This window comes from Pseudomonas sp. G7(2022) (assembly GCF_052660475.1).
This window is the reverse complement of record NZ_CP109659.1, coordinates 1,559,357-1,574,356: the sequence shown is the minus strand read 5'-3', so window position 1 is coordinate 1,574,356 and position 15,000 is coordinate 1,559,357. Positions and strand designations below refer to the sequence as shown.

At 62.2% G+C, this 15,000-nt stretch carries 18 protein-coding genes; 8 read left to right on the top strand and 10 right to left on the bottom strand.

All coding sequences use genetic code 11. The features are described 5' to 3' along the window. Window positions 1–44 precede the first annotated feature (44 nt). Complete coding sequence (locus NE357_RS07150; RefSeq protein ID WP_169429283.1) at window positions 45–1,331, bottom strand: MFS transporter; 1,287 nt, start codon at window positions 1,329–1,331, stop codon at window positions 45–47. A gap of 146 nt (window positions 1,332–1,477) precedes the next feature. On the opposite strand from NE357_RS07150, the gene NE357_RS07145 reads away from it, so the two are divergent. After that, on the top strand, window positions 1,478–2,389 hold the full coding sequence (locus NE357_RS07145; protein ID WP_169429282.1) for a LysR family transcriptional regulator: 912 nt from the start codon (window positions 1,478–1,480) through the stop codon (window positions 2,387–2,389). Window positions 2,390–2,423: 34 nt separating this feature from the next. Here the strand turns inward: NE357_RS07145 and NE357_RS07140 are convergent, their stop codons facing one another. The 3 genes from NE357_RS07140 to NE357_RS07130 are packed head-to-tail and all read right to left on the bottom strand — an operon-like array spanning window position 2,424 to window position 4,274. Then, window positions 2,424–2,966 (bottom strand): DUF2937 family protein, encoded by a 543-nt coding sequence (locus NE357_RS07140; RefSeq protein WP_085710286.1) that lies wholly within the window; start codon window positions 2,964–2,966, stop codon window positions 2,424–2,426. Window positions 2,967–2,980: 14 nt separating this feature from the next. Then, complete coding sequence (locus NE357_RS07135) at window positions 2,981–3,757, bottom strand: class II glutamine amidotransferase (RefSeq protein ID WP_025110635.1); 777 nt, start codon at window positions 3,755–3,757, stop codon at window positions 2,981–2,983. A gap of 16 nt (window positions 3,758–3,773) precedes the next feature. Beyond that, window positions 3,774–4,274: an MFS transporter gene (locus NE357_RS07130; RefSeq protein ID WP_169429281.1), complete on the bottom strand. Its 501-nt coding sequence runs from the start codon at window positions 4,272–4,274 to the stop codon at window positions 3,774–3,776. Window positions 4,275–4,373: 99 nt separating this feature from the next. Between NE357_RS07130 and NE357_RS07125 the strand changes: the two genes are divergently transcribed. Together NE357_RS07125 and NE357_RS07120 are read left to right on the top strand one after the other, a co-directional pair. Further along, window positions 4,374–6,428, top strand: coding sequence for a S9 family peptidase (locus NE357_RS07125; protein WP_169429280.1), 2,055 nt, complete (start codon window positions 4,374–4,376; stop codon window positions 6,426–6,428). A 108-nt stretch (window positions 6,429–6,536) separates the two neighbouring features. Then, window positions 6,537–7,010: a cyclic nucleotide-binding domain-containing protein gene (locus NE357_RS07120; RefSeq protein WP_169429279.1), complete on the top strand. Its 474-nt coding sequence runs from the start codon at window positions 6,537–6,539 to the stop codon at window positions 7,008–7,010. Here the strand turns inward: NE357_RS07120 and NE357_RS07115 are convergent. Then, window positions 7,007–7,291: a hypothetical protein gene (locus NE357_RS07115; protein ID WP_169429278.1), complete on the bottom strand. Its 285-nt coding sequence runs from the start codon at window positions 7,289–7,291 to the stop codon at window positions 7,007–7,009. The two genes, NE357_RS07120 and NE357_RS07115, sit on opposite strands and share 4 nt — an antisense overlap. Before the next feature lie 79 nt (window positions 7,292–7,370). Between NE357_RS07115 and NE357_RS07110 the strand changes: the two genes are divergently transcribed. The 4 genes from NE357_RS07110 (at window position 7,371) to NE357_RS07095 (ending at window position 9,600) form a co-directional block, all read left to right on the top strand. After that, a complete protein-coding gene (locus tag NE357_RS07110; RefSeq protein WP_169429277.1) occupies window positions 7,371–8,057 on the top strand; it encodes a spermidine synthase in 687 nt (228 codons plus the stop codon). Window positions 8,058–8,106: 49 nt separating this feature from the next. Beyond that, the gene (locus tag NE357_RS07105; RefSeq protein ID WP_007944009.1) at window positions 8,107–8,478 is read left to right on the top strand and encodes a YajD family HNH nuclease; all 372 of its coding nucleotides are present in this window, start codon (window positions 8,107–8,109) and stop codon (window positions 8,476–8,478) included. A gap of 192 nt (window positions 8,479–8,670) precedes the next feature. Next, window positions 8,671–9,141 (top strand): RNA methyltransferase, encoded by a 471-nt coding sequence (locus NE357_RS07100; protein ID WP_007958066.1) that lies wholly within the window; start codon window positions 8,671–8,673, stop codon window positions 9,139–9,141. 81 nt (window positions 9,142–9,222) lie between these two features. Continuing rightward, window positions 9,223–9,600 carry a YgaP family membrane protein gene (locus NE357_RS07095; protein WP_169429276.1) on the top strand — a complete coding sequence of 126 codons (378 nt, stop codon included), beginning with the start codon at window positions 9,223–9,225 and terminating at the stop codon, window positions 9,598–9,600. A 134-nt stretch (window positions 9,601–9,734) separates the two neighbouring features. Here NE357_RS07095 and NE357_RS07090 read toward each other — a convergent pair whose 3' ends face one another. Next, the gene (locus tag NE357_RS07090) at window positions 9,735–10,964 is read right to left on the bottom strand and encodes a hypothetical protein (RefSeq protein WP_169429275.1); all 1,230 of its coding nucleotides are present in this window, start codon (window positions 10,962–10,964) and stop codon (window positions 9,735–9,737) included. Between the two features lie 20 nt (window positions 10,965–10,984). Then, window positions 10,985–11,434, bottom strand: coding sequence for a YcgN family cysteine cluster protein (locus NE357_RS07085; RefSeq protein WP_169429274.1), 450 nt, complete (start codon window positions 11,432–11,434; stop codon window positions 10,985–10,987). 282 nt (window positions 11,435–11,716) lie between these two features. On the opposite strand from NE357_RS07085, the gene NE357_RS07080 reads away from it, so the two are divergent. Continuing rightward, on the top strand, window positions 11,717–12,310 hold the full coding sequence (locus NE357_RS07080) for a nitroreductase family protein (RefSeq protein WP_102717527.1): 594 nt from the start codon (window positions 11,717–11,719) through the stop codon (window positions 12,308–12,310). A gap of 126 nt (window positions 12,311–12,436) precedes the next feature. Here the strand turns inward: NE357_RS07080 and NE357_RS07075 are convergent, their stop codons facing one another. The 3 genes from NE357_RS07075 to rnd all read right to left on the bottom strand — a co-directional run bounded on the left by NE357_RS07075 (window position 12,437) and on the right by rnd (window position 14,899). Then, entirely contained in the window at window positions 12,437–13,369 is a 933-nt protein-coding gene (locus tag NE357_RS07075; protein WP_169429273.1) for a D-2-hydroxyacid dehydrogenase, read from the bottom strand. Between the two features lie 106 nt (window positions 13,370–13,475). After that, on the bottom strand, window positions 13,476–13,769 hold the full coding sequence (locus NE357_RS07070; protein ID WP_085703814.1) for a YcgL domain-containing protein: 294 nt from the start codon (window positions 13,767–13,769) through the stop codon (window positions 13,476–13,478). Further along, window positions 13,766–14,899: a ribonuclease D gene (gene rnd, locus NE357_RS07065; RefSeq protein ID WP_169429272.1), complete on the bottom strand. Its 1,134-nt coding sequence runs from the start codon at window positions 14,897–14,899 to the stop codon at window positions 13,766–13,768. The genes NE357_RS07070 and rnd overlap by 4 nt, the downstream gene beginning before the upstream one ends. Window positions 14,900–15,000 lie beyond the last annotated feature (101 nt).

The following is a 15,000-nucleotide window of genomic DNA, read 5'->3' as shown; positions in this document are numbered from 1 at the left end:
GCTTTGGTCTTTTTTTATCGTAGGACGTTGTCGCAGGTTATCAGTTACTGCGCGTCCAGTTGCTTGCCACGGGTTTCCGGCAGGCTCAATGCCGCAAGGATCACCACGCCGTAGGACACTGCCGCAAAGGCACCGATGCCTACACTCAGCGGTACTTTCTGGCTGAGCAGCCCGATCAGCAGCGGGAACAACGCCGCCAGCGCTCGGCCGATGTTGTAGCAGAAGCCCTGCCCCGAGCCGCGAATCCGCGTCGGAAACAACTCAGTCAGAAACGCCCCCATGCCACTGAAAATTCCCGAGGCAAAGAAGCCCAGCGGAAAGCCCAGCCACAGCATCACGCCGTTGCTGACCGACAATTGGGTGTAGAGCAGAACGATGGTGAACGAGCCGACCGCGAACAGGATGAAGTTCTTCTTGCGCCCCAACAGGTCGGTCAAATAGGCGCTGATCACATAACCGACGTAGGAACCGATGATCACCATCGCCAGATAACCGCCGGTGCCGAGTACGCTCAAGCCGCGCTCGTTCTTCAGAAAAGTCGGCAGCCAGGAGGTGATCGCGTAGTAACCGCCGAGGGCGCCCGTAGTGAGCAGCGAGGCGCGGAACGTGGTGAAGAGCATGCCGGGGGCGAAGATCTCGTAAAACTTCGACGGGCTTTGCGGGGTTTGTTTGGCCTTGGCTTCGCGGTAGATCTCAGGATCTTTCACCAGACGGCGGACGAAAATCACGAACACCGCCGGCACGATGCCGAGGATGAACAGTGCGCGCCAGGCGTCTTCCGGCGGCAGTACCGAGAACAGCAGCGCGTACAGAATCGCCGTCAGCCCCCAACCCAGCGCCCAGCCGGATTGCACCATGCCCACCGCCTTGCCGCGGTCCTTGGCGCGGATCACTTCGCCGATCAGCACCGCGCCGGCAGTCCATTCACCGCCGAAACCGAAGCCCATCAGAGTGCGGGCGATCAACAGCTGTTCGTAGTTCTGGGCGAAGCCGCAAAGGAAAGTGAAGAAGGCGAACCACAGCACCGTCAGCTGCAGGGTGCGGACGCGGCCGATGCGGTCGGAGAGAATTCCCGCCACCCAACCGCCGATGGCCGAAGCGATCAGGGTGCTGGTGTGGATCAGGCCGGCTTCGCCGGTGGTGATGCCCCACATCGCGATCAGGGTTGGCACCACGAAGCTGAGCATCTGGGTGTCCATGCCGTCCAGACCGTAGCCGATCTTGCAGCTCCAGAAGGTCCGGCGCTCCTGCTGATTGATGTTGCGATACCAGTCGAACGGGCCGGGACGGGCCGCAGTCTTGGGGAGGTCGAGGGTGTCGGGCGCACTCATGGCATGTCTCCGCAGGCTTTTATTGGTCTTGTTCGAAGCTCCGACGACGCCTATCGTGGGAACCGGATGCGTCGATTCTTGGGTGCGTCACCCGGTCGCGTCCAACGAATAAAAACCCGCCCAAGACATAAGAAAAATTTGTTGCCATGAACCTGAAGTTTCTCGAAACCTTCGTCTGGGTCGCCCGGCTGAAAAGTTTTCGCCTGACCGCCGACAAGCTGTTCACCACCCAGGCCTCGATTTCCAGCCGGATCGCGGTGCTCGAAGGCGAGCTCGGGGTGAAGCTGTTTCTGCGCGATTCACGCGGCGTCAGCCTGACGCCCGAAGGTTTGAAAGTGCTGGACTATGCCGAGCAGATGCTCGACACGATGCAGGCGCTGAAACAGTCGATCGAGACCCGATCGAGCAAGGTCGGCCGGGTGCGCATCGGGGTGATGGATACCGTGATCCACACCTGGCTCAGCCCGTTGGTGGCGCAGATGACCGATCTGTACCCGCGAGTGGAAATCGAGCTGGTGGCGGATACCTCGCTGAACCTCTGCGATCAGCTGCAAAAAGGCTTTCTCGATCTGATCCTGCAAACCGATCTGGTGCGCCAGGAAAGCGTGCGCAGCCTGGAGCTGGCCAGTCACCCCATCGGCTGGATCGTCGCCAGCCATTCGATTTACAACCGCGACTATCAAAGCCTCGCCGACCTGGCGCAGGAACGGATCATCACCTACTCGAAAAACTCCCGGCCGCATCAGGACATTCTGGCGCTGATGCAGGCCCAGGGCGTGCTGGCGCCACGGTTGAACTGTGTGAATTCGGTGTCGGCGATCACCCGGCTGTTGCGCGACGGATTCGGCATTGGCGCGTTGCCGCCGGTGCTGGTGGCCGAGGAACTGGCGCGGGGCGAACTGACCCTGCTCGACATCGAACAGCGTCCGCCGAATCTGCAGGTGGTGGTGTCGTGGCGGGTCGGTGTGGAATGGGTCGAAGAGATTGTGACGTTGTGTCAGCAGGTGCTGGAGGGGTATGCGCGCAAGGTGGGCAAGGATTACATCGCTTTAAGTTGATCGTTCCCACTGCGTGGGAACGATGCATCGAAGCTTACAGCCCGCGCACATCCCGGTCTTCGATCGGCCGGCTCTGGCGCAGGCGCTTGCCGCCCAGCACCACCCAGTCGATCAGACGGAACAGGCATTCAAGGCCGAACGACAGCAGCAGCGCGCCGCTCATGCCCCAGATCATCGCTTCCGGCGTCAGCAGGATCTGGTAGCTGTAGCCGTTCCAGGTTTCCTTGCGGATGTCCGGGTCGGCGGCCAGCACCACTTGCAGGAAGCGGATGTACCACGGGCCCTGCATCGCCTGGAATTGCTTGTCCAGCGCCAGCTGACGGTTGAGCAAGGTGCTCAGGCTGTCGGCATCACTGCGAAACACCGGGTCTTCGCTGGCGCGATAGTGAGCGACCAGCGCCTGCAGATCACCTTTGAAGAACTGCTCGGCGGTGCCCTGGAAACCGCGCAGGCCGGTCTGCGCCTCGATCAGGTGCGCTTCGACCCGCTTGGCGTAATCGTTGATGAAGCCAGGCACCTGGACACCGATCAACAGGCCCGCCGCAAACAACACCAGCCGTAGATAACTGAGCAACATCGAGGAGAGATCCTTTATTCGGTCGTGCCCTGGCTGACGCATTCGCCGCGTCGCCACAGGCTCCATTGGCCCGGTTCGTAGCGGGTCCAGGTTTCATTTTCGGTCAGCGGTTCGGTGGCAATCACCGTGACCACATCGTTGGGCGTGGTTTCGGCCTGGAAATCGACGATCACATCGACGTCCTTGAGCCGCGCCGGGCCGAACGGTGCGCGACGGGTGATCTGTGCCAGTTTGGTCGAGCAATAGCAGAACAGCCAGTCGCCGTCGCTGAGCAGGCAGTTGAACACGCCTTTGCTGCGGTATTCGGCGCACGCGGCGACCAGATCCGGCAGCAGCACCTCTATATCGACCGGTTCCGGAAACGCTGCACGTACGCGGTTGAGCAAATCGCAGAACGCCGCTTCGCTGTCGGTATCGCCGACCGGGCGGTAGAAACTCTTGATCGGGGTGAAATCGGCGAGCTGGCCATTGTGCGCAAAGCACCAGTTGCGCCCCCACAGTTCGCGGACGAACGGGTGGGTGTTGGACAGACAGACCTTGCCGACGTTGGCCTGACGGATATGACCGATCACCACTTCGCTCTTGATCGGATAACGCTGCACCAGATTCGCCACTTCCGACTCGCTGCTGGCCGCCGGGTCTTGGAACAGACGCAAGCCGCGCCCTTCGTAGAAGGCAATGCCCCAGCCATCGCGGTGCGGCCCGGTTCGACCACCGCGCTGCATCAGCCCGGTGAAGCTGAACACGATATCGGTCGGCACGTTGGCGCTCATGCCCAATAGTTCACACATGTGCGGGCTCTCGTGATTACAGACGCGGCTCGACGCGCCCGCGCTGCGGATTGCTCGGCAGAGGTGGACGGCCGTAACGATCATCGCCGGCACCGCCGAACGGTTGATCGCCGTCGCGCTCGTCATCGGCACGGGCTGCTGCGCGGGCTGCTTCAGCCTGCTCCTTGCGAGCTTTCGAAGCGCGTTCGATCGGGAAGCGGATCAGCACGAAAACCAGGTACAGGCCGAACGCGATCATCGCGTACATGAGCAGTTCGGAAATCGCGCGCCAGGCGTTGTTGCCCACCTTGAACGCCAGATCCAGCGCCGTAATGGCGACGGCCGGGGCGAATTTTTCCTTCACCGGATCGATGATGGTCGGGCTGAACAGCAACACCGCCATCAGCACACGCAGCGGTTCGCGCAGCCAGCGCCACATCCAGCGGGTCATGCGCATCCACACCAGCAGGCAGCCAACAGCGGCAAAGGCGTAAAGGCCCCAGGCGATCAGATAGTCGTTCTCGGTCATGGTGTCCATGGCAAGGCAGGCAAAGAGGCGCTTATAGTAACGACTTTTCGCACGTCAGGCTCCCCCGCCGTCCGTGCATCCCTTATTTGTCATGTCCGAGAGCTTTCCATGCCCGTATCCGCCAACGTCACCAGCGCCCCGATTGCCCGCAAGGATGCCGGTCACGACCCGTATGCCTGGCTGCAGGAACGCGACACCGACGCGGTGCTCGACTACCTCAAGGCCGAAAACGACTACCAGCAGGCGCAGACCGCCGATCAGGCCGAATTGCGCGAAACCCTGTTCGAGGAGATCAAGGGCCGGATCCTCGAAACCGACCTTTCCTTGCCGTCGCCGTGGGGCCCGTATCTGTATTACACCCGCACCACCGCGGGTGACGAATACCCCCGCCACTATCGCTGCCCGCGCCCTGCCGACGACAGCCTGACCCTCGACGAAAGCCGCGAACAGCTGCTGCTCGACCCGAATGCTCTGGCCAATGGCGGCTTTTTCTCCCTCGGCGCGTTCAGCATCAGCCCGGATCACCAGCGCCTGGCCTACAGCGTCGATGCCTCGGGCGACGAGATTTACACGCTGTTCGTGAAGGAATTATCCAGCGAACGTGTCAGCGAACTGGAATTCCAGGACTGCGACGGCAGCATGACCTGGGCAAACGACAGCCTGACCTTGTTCTTCGGCGTGCTTGACGACACCCATCGCCCGCACAAACTGTTCCGCTATCGCCTCGACGGCACTGCCGCCGAAGAGGTGTTCCACGAGCCGGACGGGCGTTTCTTCCTGCATTGCTATCGCGCCAGTTCCGAACAGCAATTGCTGCTGTCCCTGGGCAGCAAGACCACCAGCGAAGTCTGGGCGCTGGACGCCAATCAGCCGCACCAGCCGTTCACCTGCCTGGCGCCACGGGTCGAGGATCACGAGTACGACGTCGACCACGGCAAGCTTGATGGCGAATGGACCTGGTTCATCCGCACCAACCGCGACGGCATCAATTTCGCCCTCTATCAGGCCCCGGACACCGGCATCGCACCGAGCGAAGCCGACTGGCAGAACCTGATTCCCCATAGCGATTCGGTGATGCTCGATGGCGTGACCCTCAACGCCGAAGCCCTGACCCTGAGCCTGCGCGAAGGCGGATTGCCGATCATCGAGGTCCACCCACACGGTCTGGCGCCTTATCGCGTGCAATTGCCGGACGCGGCTTACAGCCTCTACGTGCAAAACAGCCTGGAGTTCGAAAGCGACCGCATTCGCCTGCGCTATGAGGCGCTGAATCGTCCGGCTCAGGTCCGGCAACTGATCCTCGCCACCGGCGAGCAGACTGTCCTCAAGGAAACCCCGGTGCTCGGCCCGTTCGACGCCGACGCCTACGTCAGCCAGCGCCTTTGGGCCACTGCCCCGGACGGCACGCTGGTGCCGATCAGTCTGGTGATGAAACGCGAAATGATCGGTAAGCCAGTGCCGCTGTACCTCTACGGTTATGGTGCCTACGGCTCGAGCCTCGATCCGTGGTTCTCCCATGCCCGCCTGAGCCTGCTGGATCGCGGTATGGCATTCGCCATCGCCCACGTGCGTGGCGGCGGTGAACTGGGGGAAGGCTGGTATCGCGCCGGCAAGCAGGAGCACAAGCACAACACCTTCAGCGACTTCATTGCCTGCGCCGAATTCCTGATCCTCAACGGCATCACCACCGCGCCACAACTGGCGATCAGCGGTGGCAGCGCCGGTGGCCTGCTGATCGGCGCGGTGCTCAACCAGCGCCCGGAGCTGTTCGGTGTGGCGATTGCCGAAGTGCCGTTCGTCGATGTGCTCAACACCATGCTCGACCCGGATCTGCCGCTGACCGTCACCGAATACGACGAGTGGGGCAATCCCGAAGAGCCGGAGGTCTACGAGCGGATCAAGGCCTATGCGCCGTACGAAAACGTCACCGCGCAGGCCTATCCTGCGACGCTGGTAATCGCCGGCTACAACGACAGCCGCGTGCAGTATTGGGAAGCGGCCAAGTGGGTGGCGAAATTGCGCGCGACCAAGACCGATGACAATCCATTGCTGCTCAAGACCGAACTGGGCGCCGGCCACGGCGGCATGAGCGGGCGTTATCAGGGATTACGTGACGTAGCGCTCGAATATGCATTTGTTTTCAAGGTTCTGGGCATCACCTGAGGAACTCCGCCGGTCAGTCAGGTCTTAATTCCGGGCACCGGGAGCCGATAAGCAGATCGGCCCCCGGTGGCGAGCCTGCCACCCGACACAACAAAAAGACCGCACGACATGTCAGAACCCACTCTACTGAACAACGAAATCCGCGACTGGCTGATGGACTGCGGCCTGTTCGATCAATTGCAACTGGCGGATTTCGCCGCCGCTTCGGGCTACTTCAGCATCAGCACCGTGGCTGAAGGCGAAGCGATCTTTCGCGAAGGCGATGCCGGCAGTTTCATGTGCATCATCCACACCGGCCAGGTGGCCGTGCAGAAAACCGGTGGCGACGGCCAGATCGTGACCATGGCCACCCTGCGCAGCGGTCGGGCGTTCGGTGAAATGGCCGTGCTCGACGGTGAACGCCGTTCGGCAACTTGCGTGGCGGCGAGCAACTGTCAGTTGCTCAACCTCGGCAAGGATTCGCTGGAAAAAATGCTCAACGATGCGCCGAAGATCGCCGCCAAGATCATCCGCGCCCTCGCCGTCTCCCTGTCCAAACGCCTGCGCATGGCCGACGGTCAACTGGCGGCGCAACAGATCTAGCCGCCGGGGGATTTGCTTTTCCCGTCAGGCTGTTCGATCCCCGGCACCGGCTGATCCTTGGTCGGCGGGCTGGGCATTTCGATCGGTACCAGCGGTGGCCCGCCACTGCCGGGGCCGGCCTTGGGAATCGGCACCGGACTGATCTGCGGATATGGGGTTGGCGTCGCCGTGCCGGGCGAGCCCGGTTGCGGTGTCGGGCTGACGGGAATCGTCTGTTGCGCCTGTACGGCAGTTATCGAGAGCGCGGCCAGGGTAATGACCGTTAGAATGGTGCGCTTCATCAAGGGCTCCGTTGGCCTGAAGTCTGCTCTCAGGCTACTCCCAACGCGCCGGCTTGCCTTCCCCCCTGTAGAGATTTCCATGAAACGTTTCGTTCTGCTCGACACCACGCCGATCCCTGACAACGGCGGCGCCCTGTGCCTGTTCGAGTATGGCGAGGATTTCGTCATCAAGATCCAGGGCGGCGACGGCGGGCAATTGATGAACACCCGCATGCACGGCTCCGAAGATGCACTGGCCGAAATCCCCTGCCGCAAGGTCGCCGGCCGGCCGGATTCGCGAGTGCTGATCGGCGGCCTGGGCATGGGCTTCACCCTCGCCTCCGCGCTCAAGCACTTGGGCAAGTGCGCCGAAGTGGTGGTCGCCGAACTGGTGCCCGGCGTGGTCGAGTGGAACCGTGGCCCGCTCGGTGAAAAGTCCGGGCGCCCGCTGCTCGACCCGCGCACGGTGATCCGTCAGGAAGACGTGGCCAAAGTGCTGCAAAGCGAGCCCAACGGCTTCGACGCGATCATGCTCGACGTCGACAACGGCCCCGAAGGCCTGACCCAGAAGGCCAACAGCTGGCTGTATTCCACCGCCGGCCTTGCCGCGTGCGCCAGGGCAATGCGGCCCAAAGGCGTGCTGGCGGTGTGGTCGGCCAGCGCCGACAGGCAGTTTTCCGACAAGTTGAAGAAGGCCGGTTTCAAAGCCGAGGAAGTCCAGGTCTTCGCCCACGGCAACAAGGGCACGCGCCACACGATCTGGATTGCCGAGAAGCTCAAGGGCTGAGCTAAACTGGCGTCATAACCGTCATTAGTCTTTCTGCAAAGGTGAACCCATGAGTTCGTCCACCCCGACCAACACTTCGAAGCTGGATCGCATCCTCGCCGACAACCAGCGCGACAAGGAAATGGGCTACCGCGACAAGGCCCTGAAGATGTACCCGCACGTGTGCGGCCGCTGCGCCCGTGAGTTTTCCGGCAAGCGCCTGAGCGAGCTGACCGTGCACCACCGCGACCACAACCACGACAACAACCCGCAGGACGGTTCCAACTGGGAACTGCTGTGCCTGTACTGCCACGACAACGAACACTCGCGCTACACCGACCAGCAGTATTTCGGCGAAGGCTCGCTGAGCACGCCGAAAATCGCCAAGGCCACGCACAATCCGTTTGCTGCCCTGGCCGGCCTCATGAAAAAAGAAGACTGAAGATCTTCAGTGGCTGACCCGACCCTTTCGCGAGCAGGCTCGCTCCCACATTGGTTTTGTGTGCGACACCGATCAACTGTGGGAGCGAGCCTGCTCGCGAAGGCGGCCTGGCAGGCACCGCCAATCTCAAACTGAACACCCCTCCCCCAATCCCCGTATAATCGCCCTCTTTTTCCCGAAGGCACCCCGCTCGTGGCAGACAAACGGTACAGCTGCATTGGTTTGTATAACCCCAAATCACCGGAAAACGTCGGTTCGGTGATGCGCGCCGCAGGCTGCTATGGCGTGTCGACCGTGTTTTACACCGGCAAACGCTATGAGCGCGCCGCCGATTTCGTCACCGACACCAAGCGCGTGCACTACGACATCCCGCTGATCGGCATCGACGACCTGAAAAAAATCCTGCCGCTCAACTGCGTCCCGGTCGCCGTGGAACTGGTCGACGGCGCCCGCCCGCTGCCGGAATACACCCACCCCGATCGCGCCCTGTACATCTTCGGCCCCGAAGACGGCTCGCTGGATCAAGAGATCCGCGACTGGTGCGAAGACGTCGTGTACATCCCGACCACCGGTTGCATGAACCTCGCCGCCACGGTCAACGTCGTGCTTTACGACCGCATGGCCAAAGGTCTGAATACCCGTTCCGGGCCGAAATTCCGCTGAAACGCCGCACATCCGATGGAACGAGCTGACCGCCAGTGCAGTCAGCTTGTTTATCCATTACTCATTGCCTGGAGAAAGATCATGACCGAGCTCAAACGCGTCGAGCGTATCGAATCCACTCCGTTCCAGACCCGCTCCGAGCAGAACGTCGAAGGCTGGGAGCGCATCGGCTCGCTGGCCGGCGGCGTGATCATGGTCGGCAAGGGCCTGCGCCGTGGCGGCGTGTTCGGGCTGATTCAGGTGGCGATTGGCGGCGTAGCCATGGCCCGTGGCATCACCGGCCACAGCTCGGTGAAAAGCCTGCTGGAGAAAAGCCGTCAGGACATGAACAACGTGCGCACAAAGATCGAGCGCGCCGGTGAAGAGCTGAGCAAGCTCAAAGCCAATGCCGAGGCGGCGACCAAAACCGCCACCGTGACCGGCAATGATTCGGTGAAGTCGCCCAAAGCCGGGGGTTGAGCCTGAACTTGCGGTGAGGCTTCTGGCCTCTTCGTCGGATCGCCGCCCGGAGCAAGCCAGCTCCCACATTGAACCGCTCTACGTCAGTTGTAATGCGATCACATGTGGGAGCGGGCTTGCTCGTGAAGGCGGTATTACTGCAATAACGCAGTATCGAGGACTTTGGACGACTCGCCGAGAATGCTTTCGGCGAGTTGCACGAACTCTTTGGTGTCCACCGTCCCCAAATGCATCGCCCCGCGCAGCACATCATCCAGCGAGCGCTTGTTGCGAGTCTTCAGACGGATCTCGCGATCCAGTTCCTGTAACAGCAAAACCGCTTTGGACACCTGCGCCGGGCTGATCTGCTCGCCGCGCAACGTCGTCACCTTCTGGCTGTCCTTGGCCAGTTTCACCTGCAAGGCCTGATAACGTTCATCGCTCATACCGCCAGCACGGCGCACCAGTTCGACGGCGTAATACTCGGCGAACCCTTCCTTGATCCAGTCACTGCGCTGCTCGTCGTTGATGCGCCCGAACACCTGCGCCAGCTCCCGGACCAAGGGGCTACTGCCGCTCTCGCTGACCAGAGGCAAACGCGTGTTGAGGTAGATCGACTCCCGCGCCGCCAGGCTGCCGCGCCACATCGGGTCGTTGGCGCCGACGATCAGCAGCTTGCTCGGATGTCGGGGAAACACCGCTTGGACCTGCGGCCAGACGAACGTCAACAGCGTCAGCACGTCCATCCGGCGCATGCCCTGCCCCTGTGGCGACGCCACGGTGACTTCGGTCTCCCCCAATCGTGTGCGGCGGCTGCCGAGGTGCCCGGCGAGCATCCAGCCCGTAGGCCGGTCGAACAGACGGGCCGGATTGTCGATGCGGAATTTGTTCTTGCCGATGCGCGGCCAGGCGGTTTCGACGCTTTTCCAGCCATCGGGCAGTTCGAATTGCAGCCGTGAGACCAGTTCGATGCCGTCCTGCTGATCAAGCTTTGCAGGGGGCACCAGTTCATCACCGCGCATCAGCGCCCAGGTCGGGGTCAGGCGCGTGTCGAAGCTGCCGTTCTTGCGGCCGTGACTGATACGCACGCGGTAGGTCAGGCTGGCCTTGTCCGCCGTCGGGCGCCATACGCCGCGTGCCTGTTGGCCCGGCGTCAATTGCCATTGGCCGTCGGCCTTGAAGTCGCTGTAGTGGCTGCCGTCGCCGAGGTCGAAATCCAGACTGCGCACGGCCTCGCCTTTGGCGAGGGTCAGGCGCACCTCGGCCTGATCGCTCTGCGGCAGCAGGCGTACCTGAAAATCCAGATCGACCTTCTTCGCCGCCCACACCGGCGCACTCAGCGCCAGCAGCGTGACGATCAGCGCCCGGCGCAATCCCGTCGCCATACCTGCTCCTTGGTCAATCGTTAACCTGCGCGGAAAATCAGGTGATCTTCCCAGTCGTCTTCCGGCACGCTGCCTTCGGCGAGCATGCGCCCGGACTGGGAAATCCGTTCGTGGTGCACGGCGTCCCGATCCCCGCAGACCAGGTGATGCCACAACGGCAGATCCTTGCCTTCGCTGACCAGCCGATAGCCGCAAGTCGGCGGCAGCCATTTGAATGCTTCGGCCTGGCCCGGGGTGAGCTGGATGCAGTCCGGAACAAACTTGATGCGGTTCGGGTAATCGCTGCACTGGCAGCTTTTCAGGTCCAGCAGTTTGCAGGCGATGCGTGTGTAATAGACGCTGTTGTCTTCTTCATCCTCGAGCTTCTGCAGGCAGCACAGGCCGCAACCGTCGCACAGCGATTCCCATTCCTCGTGATCCAGTTGATCGAGGGTTTTGCGTTTCCAGAACGGTTCGACTTTGGCGGCCATGGCTCAAGCATCAACATCAGGTGGTGAAAAGGCCGCCAGTCTAGTGCCCAAGGCCCCGTGGGCCAAGCGCTGGCGACTGTCGGTTGTGCAGGGCTTGTCAGTTTTTGCGCGGCCAAGTAGCTTTGCCAGTCTCAAGAAGCCCTGGCTGGATGCCATTAACGCTCGACCGCGTTGCATTCCGGTGAACTGCACGGCTTCAGATACAGCCCCCATCGTTCAGCCCAACTGATCCCGCCGGGTTTTGCTTCAAACCTGTCCTCAAACGTAGCAAGGAATCTCTCGATGAGTGCCAACCCTCGCGTTGCCGAATACGCCATTCACCCGCAGTTCACCGATCGCTGGTCGCCCCGCGCCTTCACCGGCGAAGCGATTCCGGAAGAAACCTTGCTGAGCTTCTTCGAAGCCGCGCGCTGGGCGCCATCGGCGTACAACTCGCAGCCGTGGCGTTTTCTCTACGCCCGTCGCGATACGCCGAACTGGGAGCGTTACCTGGGCCTGCTCAACGAATTCAACCGCAGTTGGGCGCAGCACGCGTCGGCGCTGGTGATCGTGATTTCCAAAACCACCTTCACCGCACCGGGCGCGACCGAAGAAACACCAGCGCTGTGGCACACCTTCGACACCGGTTCGGCCTGGGGCCATCTGGCTCTGCAAGCGAGCCTGAGCGGCTGGCACACCCACGGCATGGCCGGCTTCGATCAGGAGCTGACTCGCAAGGAGCTGAACATTCCGCAAGGTTATGCACTGCACGCCGCCGTGGCGGTGGGCAAGCTGGGTGACAAGGCAACCCTGGCGGATTACCTGCAAGCACGGGAAACGCCGAGCCCGCGTCGTCCGCTGAGCGAACTGGCGGCTGAAGGCGACTTCACCCTCTAAGCCATGGCGCATAACGAAATGTGGGAGCGGGCTTGCTCGCGAAGAGGGCTTACCAGTCGACGTCTTGGCTGACTGATAAACCGCTTTCGCGAGCAAGCCCGCTCCCACATTTTTCACTGCGGTGAATCAGTAACCGCGTGCGAAATCCACTTCCCCACGCAACGCCTCTCCCGCCTGATACGCCCGCAAGTTGTCCAGAAACAACTGCACCATCATCGGCGGCGACGTCGGCGCAGAGCTGTGCCCGGTCAACAGCAAGCCCCACGCGGTCCAGAACGGATGCCGTTGCGGCAGCGGTTCCTGACGGCAGACGTCGATCACCGCGCCGGCCAGATGACCTTCCTTCAGCGCTTCGACCAGATCCGCATCGACCACCGCCACACCGCGCCCGGCGTTGATGAACAACCCGGTCGGCTTGAATTGCTTGAACAGCGCCGCGTCGTAGATGTCGTGGGTGTGCTCGGTGTTGGGCAGCAGATTGACCACGTAATCCACTTCCCCCACCAGCCGTGGCAGGTCCGCCATCGAGCCGACTTCGACAAATGGCGCCTGCTCCCGGGCACTGCTGGCGATGCCGTACAACTCAACGCCGAATGGCCGCAGGAACTGCGCCACGCTCTGGCCGATGTCGCCGGTGCCGACGATCAGCACCTTGCGCCCGACCAGACTCTGGCCGGTGCGACTGTCCCACTTGCGCTCGACCTGGCTGACCAGTCGCGCCAGCACTTCGCGCTCGTGGCCGAGCATGTAGGTCAGCACGTATTCAGCCATCACCTGACCGAAAATGCCGACCGCCCGGGTCAGGCGGTAATCGCGGCGCAAACCGTCGGCCAGCAGCGGCGTGATGCCGGCCCAGGTCGATTGCAGCCATTGGGGCTGGTGGCCCTGACGCAACAGGGTCGCCAACAGATCCGGCTGGCCCAGCCACACCGGGCAATCAGCAGCCTGGCGGGCCAGCTCGGCGGAGTCGCCACTGGTCAGCACTTCAAGCTCCGGGGCTGCCTGACGCAGCAGCCGGGCGTATATCGCGTGGTCGTGTTCAGCAATCAGAACGCGCATGTTCAAACCTTTCGCAAACCGTGCAGGCGGCCGCCCACTTCGTGGCAGCCGTCGCAGTAAAAACCGTTCCAGGGGTTACAAGAGGCCCAGGACAGGGCCTCGCGGATCAGACCGGGTCGTTGCGTCGCAGCAACTCTTCGGGCAAGTGCTCGATGTACTCTTCCTCGGCCGGTGGCATCTGCAGGTGGTAGCCCTGCTTGTCGAGGTTCTCCAGGACCACGGCGATGTCTTCGCTGGCGAGCTTGCGCTCGGGGGTCAGTACCAGATCGAAGGAATGCTTCGCCTTGCCGAACGCCGCCATCAGGCCTTCCGGCACGCGTTCCAGCGCATCGCTCTTGAGCACGTAGAGGTACATGCCGCTTTTCTTCGAACTTTGATAAATGGAGCAAATACGTTTCAAGGCTGTTCTCCGGCGGTGGCCAGGCTGTCGAGCAGCTTCTGGCCCATCAATTCGCGGCGCCAGCCACGCAGCGAATCAGGCAATTGGTAAGGGCCCTCGGGGAAGCCGCTTTTGACCAGGGCTTCGAGGGTTTTCTTGCGCAGCATCAATTCCGGCGCGATGCCCAGACGTTCGGCTTCGGCCTGACCGAGCGCTCGCAGCTGTTTGATCAGCGCGGCGGCTTCGATCGGCAACGGCTCCGGCACGGCTGGCGGCCATTGATCAGGCCCCACACTGCCAGAGCGCTTGATCAGATCAAGCAGAAACTCGCCGTCCTGACGCACGGTACGCGGATGCATGTCTTCAATCTTGCCCAGCGCGCTGAGGTTGTCCGGTTGCGTGCGGGCCAGCGGCCACAACGAATGCTCACGGATAATACGGTTGCGCGGCAGGTCGCGGGCACGGGCTTCGCGCTCACGCCAGGCGCACAGTTCGCGCAGAACGGCGAGTTGCGCGCGAGACAGCTTCCAGGCCAGTTTGGCCTCGCGATACACCTCGTACGGATCGGTCTCGCGGCGCAAGTTGGCGACCAGTTCGGCGCCGTCCTCCAGTACCCAGGCGAATTTGTCATCGGACAGTTTCGGACGCAGTTGTACGAAAACCTCCGCCAGATGCACGGCGTCTTCGGCGGCATAGCTGATTTGCGTGTCGGACAACGGGCGCTGCAGCCAGTCGGAACGGGTTTCGCCCTTCGGCAGTTCGATGCCGAGCACTTCCTGCACCAGACGCGAATAGCCCATCGAGAACCCGAGGTTCAGGTAGGCCGCAGCCAGTTGCGTGTCGAACAACGGCGCTGGCAGGCTGCCGGTCAGGCGCAGCAGGACTTCGAGGTCTTCGCTGCACGCGTGCAGGACTTTGAGCACCGCCGGGTTTTCCAGCAACGCCGCCAGCGGTTGCCAGGCGTCAATGGTCAGCGGGTCGATCAGATAGGCGCGCTTGCCGTCGCCGACCTGCAGCAGGCCGGCAATCGGGTAGAAGGTGTCGACCCGCATGAATTCGGTGTCGAGGGCAACGAAAGGCAGCTGCTGCCACTCGGCGCAAAACTGCGCGAGGCTATCGTTGTCGCGAATCCAGTGAATATCGATGGCCACACGGCTCTCCCTTCAAGAATGGCGCGCAGTATATATCGCCACCGGCGCTTTACGCGCCTTCGCAGGGCAAGAGCGTTGATGAAATCTCCTGCCTGCAAGCA

Excerpts from the sequence above, each read along its gene's own strand:
- NE357_RS07150 (WP_169429283.1), bottom strand. The coding sequence starts at position 1,331 with ATGAGTGCGCCCGACACCCTCGACCTCCCCAAGACTGCGGCCCGTCCC.
- NE357_RS07145 (WP_169429282.1), top strand. The coding sequence starts at position 1,478 with ATGAACCTGAAGTTTCTCGAAACCTTCGTCTGGGTCGCCCGGCTGAAA.
- NE357_RS07140 (WP_085710286.1), bottom strand. The coding sequence starts at position 2,966 with ATGTTGCTCAGTTATCTACGGCTGGTGTTGTTTGCGGCGGGCCTGTTG.
- NE357_RS07135 (WP_025110635.1), bottom strand. The coding sequence starts at position 3,757 with ATGTGTGAACTATTGGGCATGAGCGCCAACGTGCCGACCGATATCGTG.
- NE357_RS07130 (WP_169429281.1), bottom strand. The coding sequence starts at position 4,274 with ATGGACACCATGACCGAGAACGACTATCTGATCGCCTGGGGCCTTTAC.
- NE357_RS07125 (WP_169429280.1), top strand. The coding sequence starts at position 4,374 with ATGCCCGTATCCGCCAACGTCACCAGCGCCCCGATTGCCCGCAAGGAT.
- NE357_RS07120 (WP_169429279.1), top strand. The coding sequence starts at position 6,537 with ATGTCAGAACCCACTCTACTGAACAACGAAATCCGCGACTGGCTGATG.
- NE357_RS07115 (WP_169429278.1), bottom strand. The coding sequence starts at position 7,291 with ATGAAGCGCACCATTCTAACGGTCATTACCCTGGCCGCGCTCTCGATA.
- NE357_RS07110 (WP_169429277.1), top strand. The coding sequence starts at position 7,371 with ATGAAACGTTTCGTTCTGCTCGACACCACGCCGATCCCTGACAACGGC.
- NE357_RS07105 (WP_007944009.1), top strand. The coding sequence starts at position 8,107 with ATGAGTTCGTCCACCCCGACCAACACTTCGAAGCTGGATCGCATCCTC.
- NE357_RS07095 (WP_169429276.1), top strand. The coding sequence starts at position 9,223 with ATGACCGAGCTCAAACGCGTCGAGCGTATCGAATCCACTCCGTTCCAG.
- NE357_RS07090 (WP_169429275.1), bottom strand. The coding sequence starts at position 10,964 with ATGGCGACGGGATTGCGCCGGGCGCTGATCGTCACGCTGCTGGCGCTG.
- NE357_RS07085 (WP_169429274.1), bottom strand. The coding sequence starts at position 11,434 with ATGGCCGCCAAAGTCGAACCGTTCTGGAAACGCAAAACCCTCGATCAA.
- NE357_RS07080 (WP_102717527.1), top strand. The coding sequence starts at position 11,717 with ATGAGTGCCAACCCTCGCGTTGCCGAATACGCCATTCACCCGCAGTTC.
- NE357_RS07075 (WP_169429273.1), bottom strand. The coding sequence starts at position 13,369 with ATGCGCGTTCTGATTGCTGAACACGACCACGCGATATACGCCCGGCTG.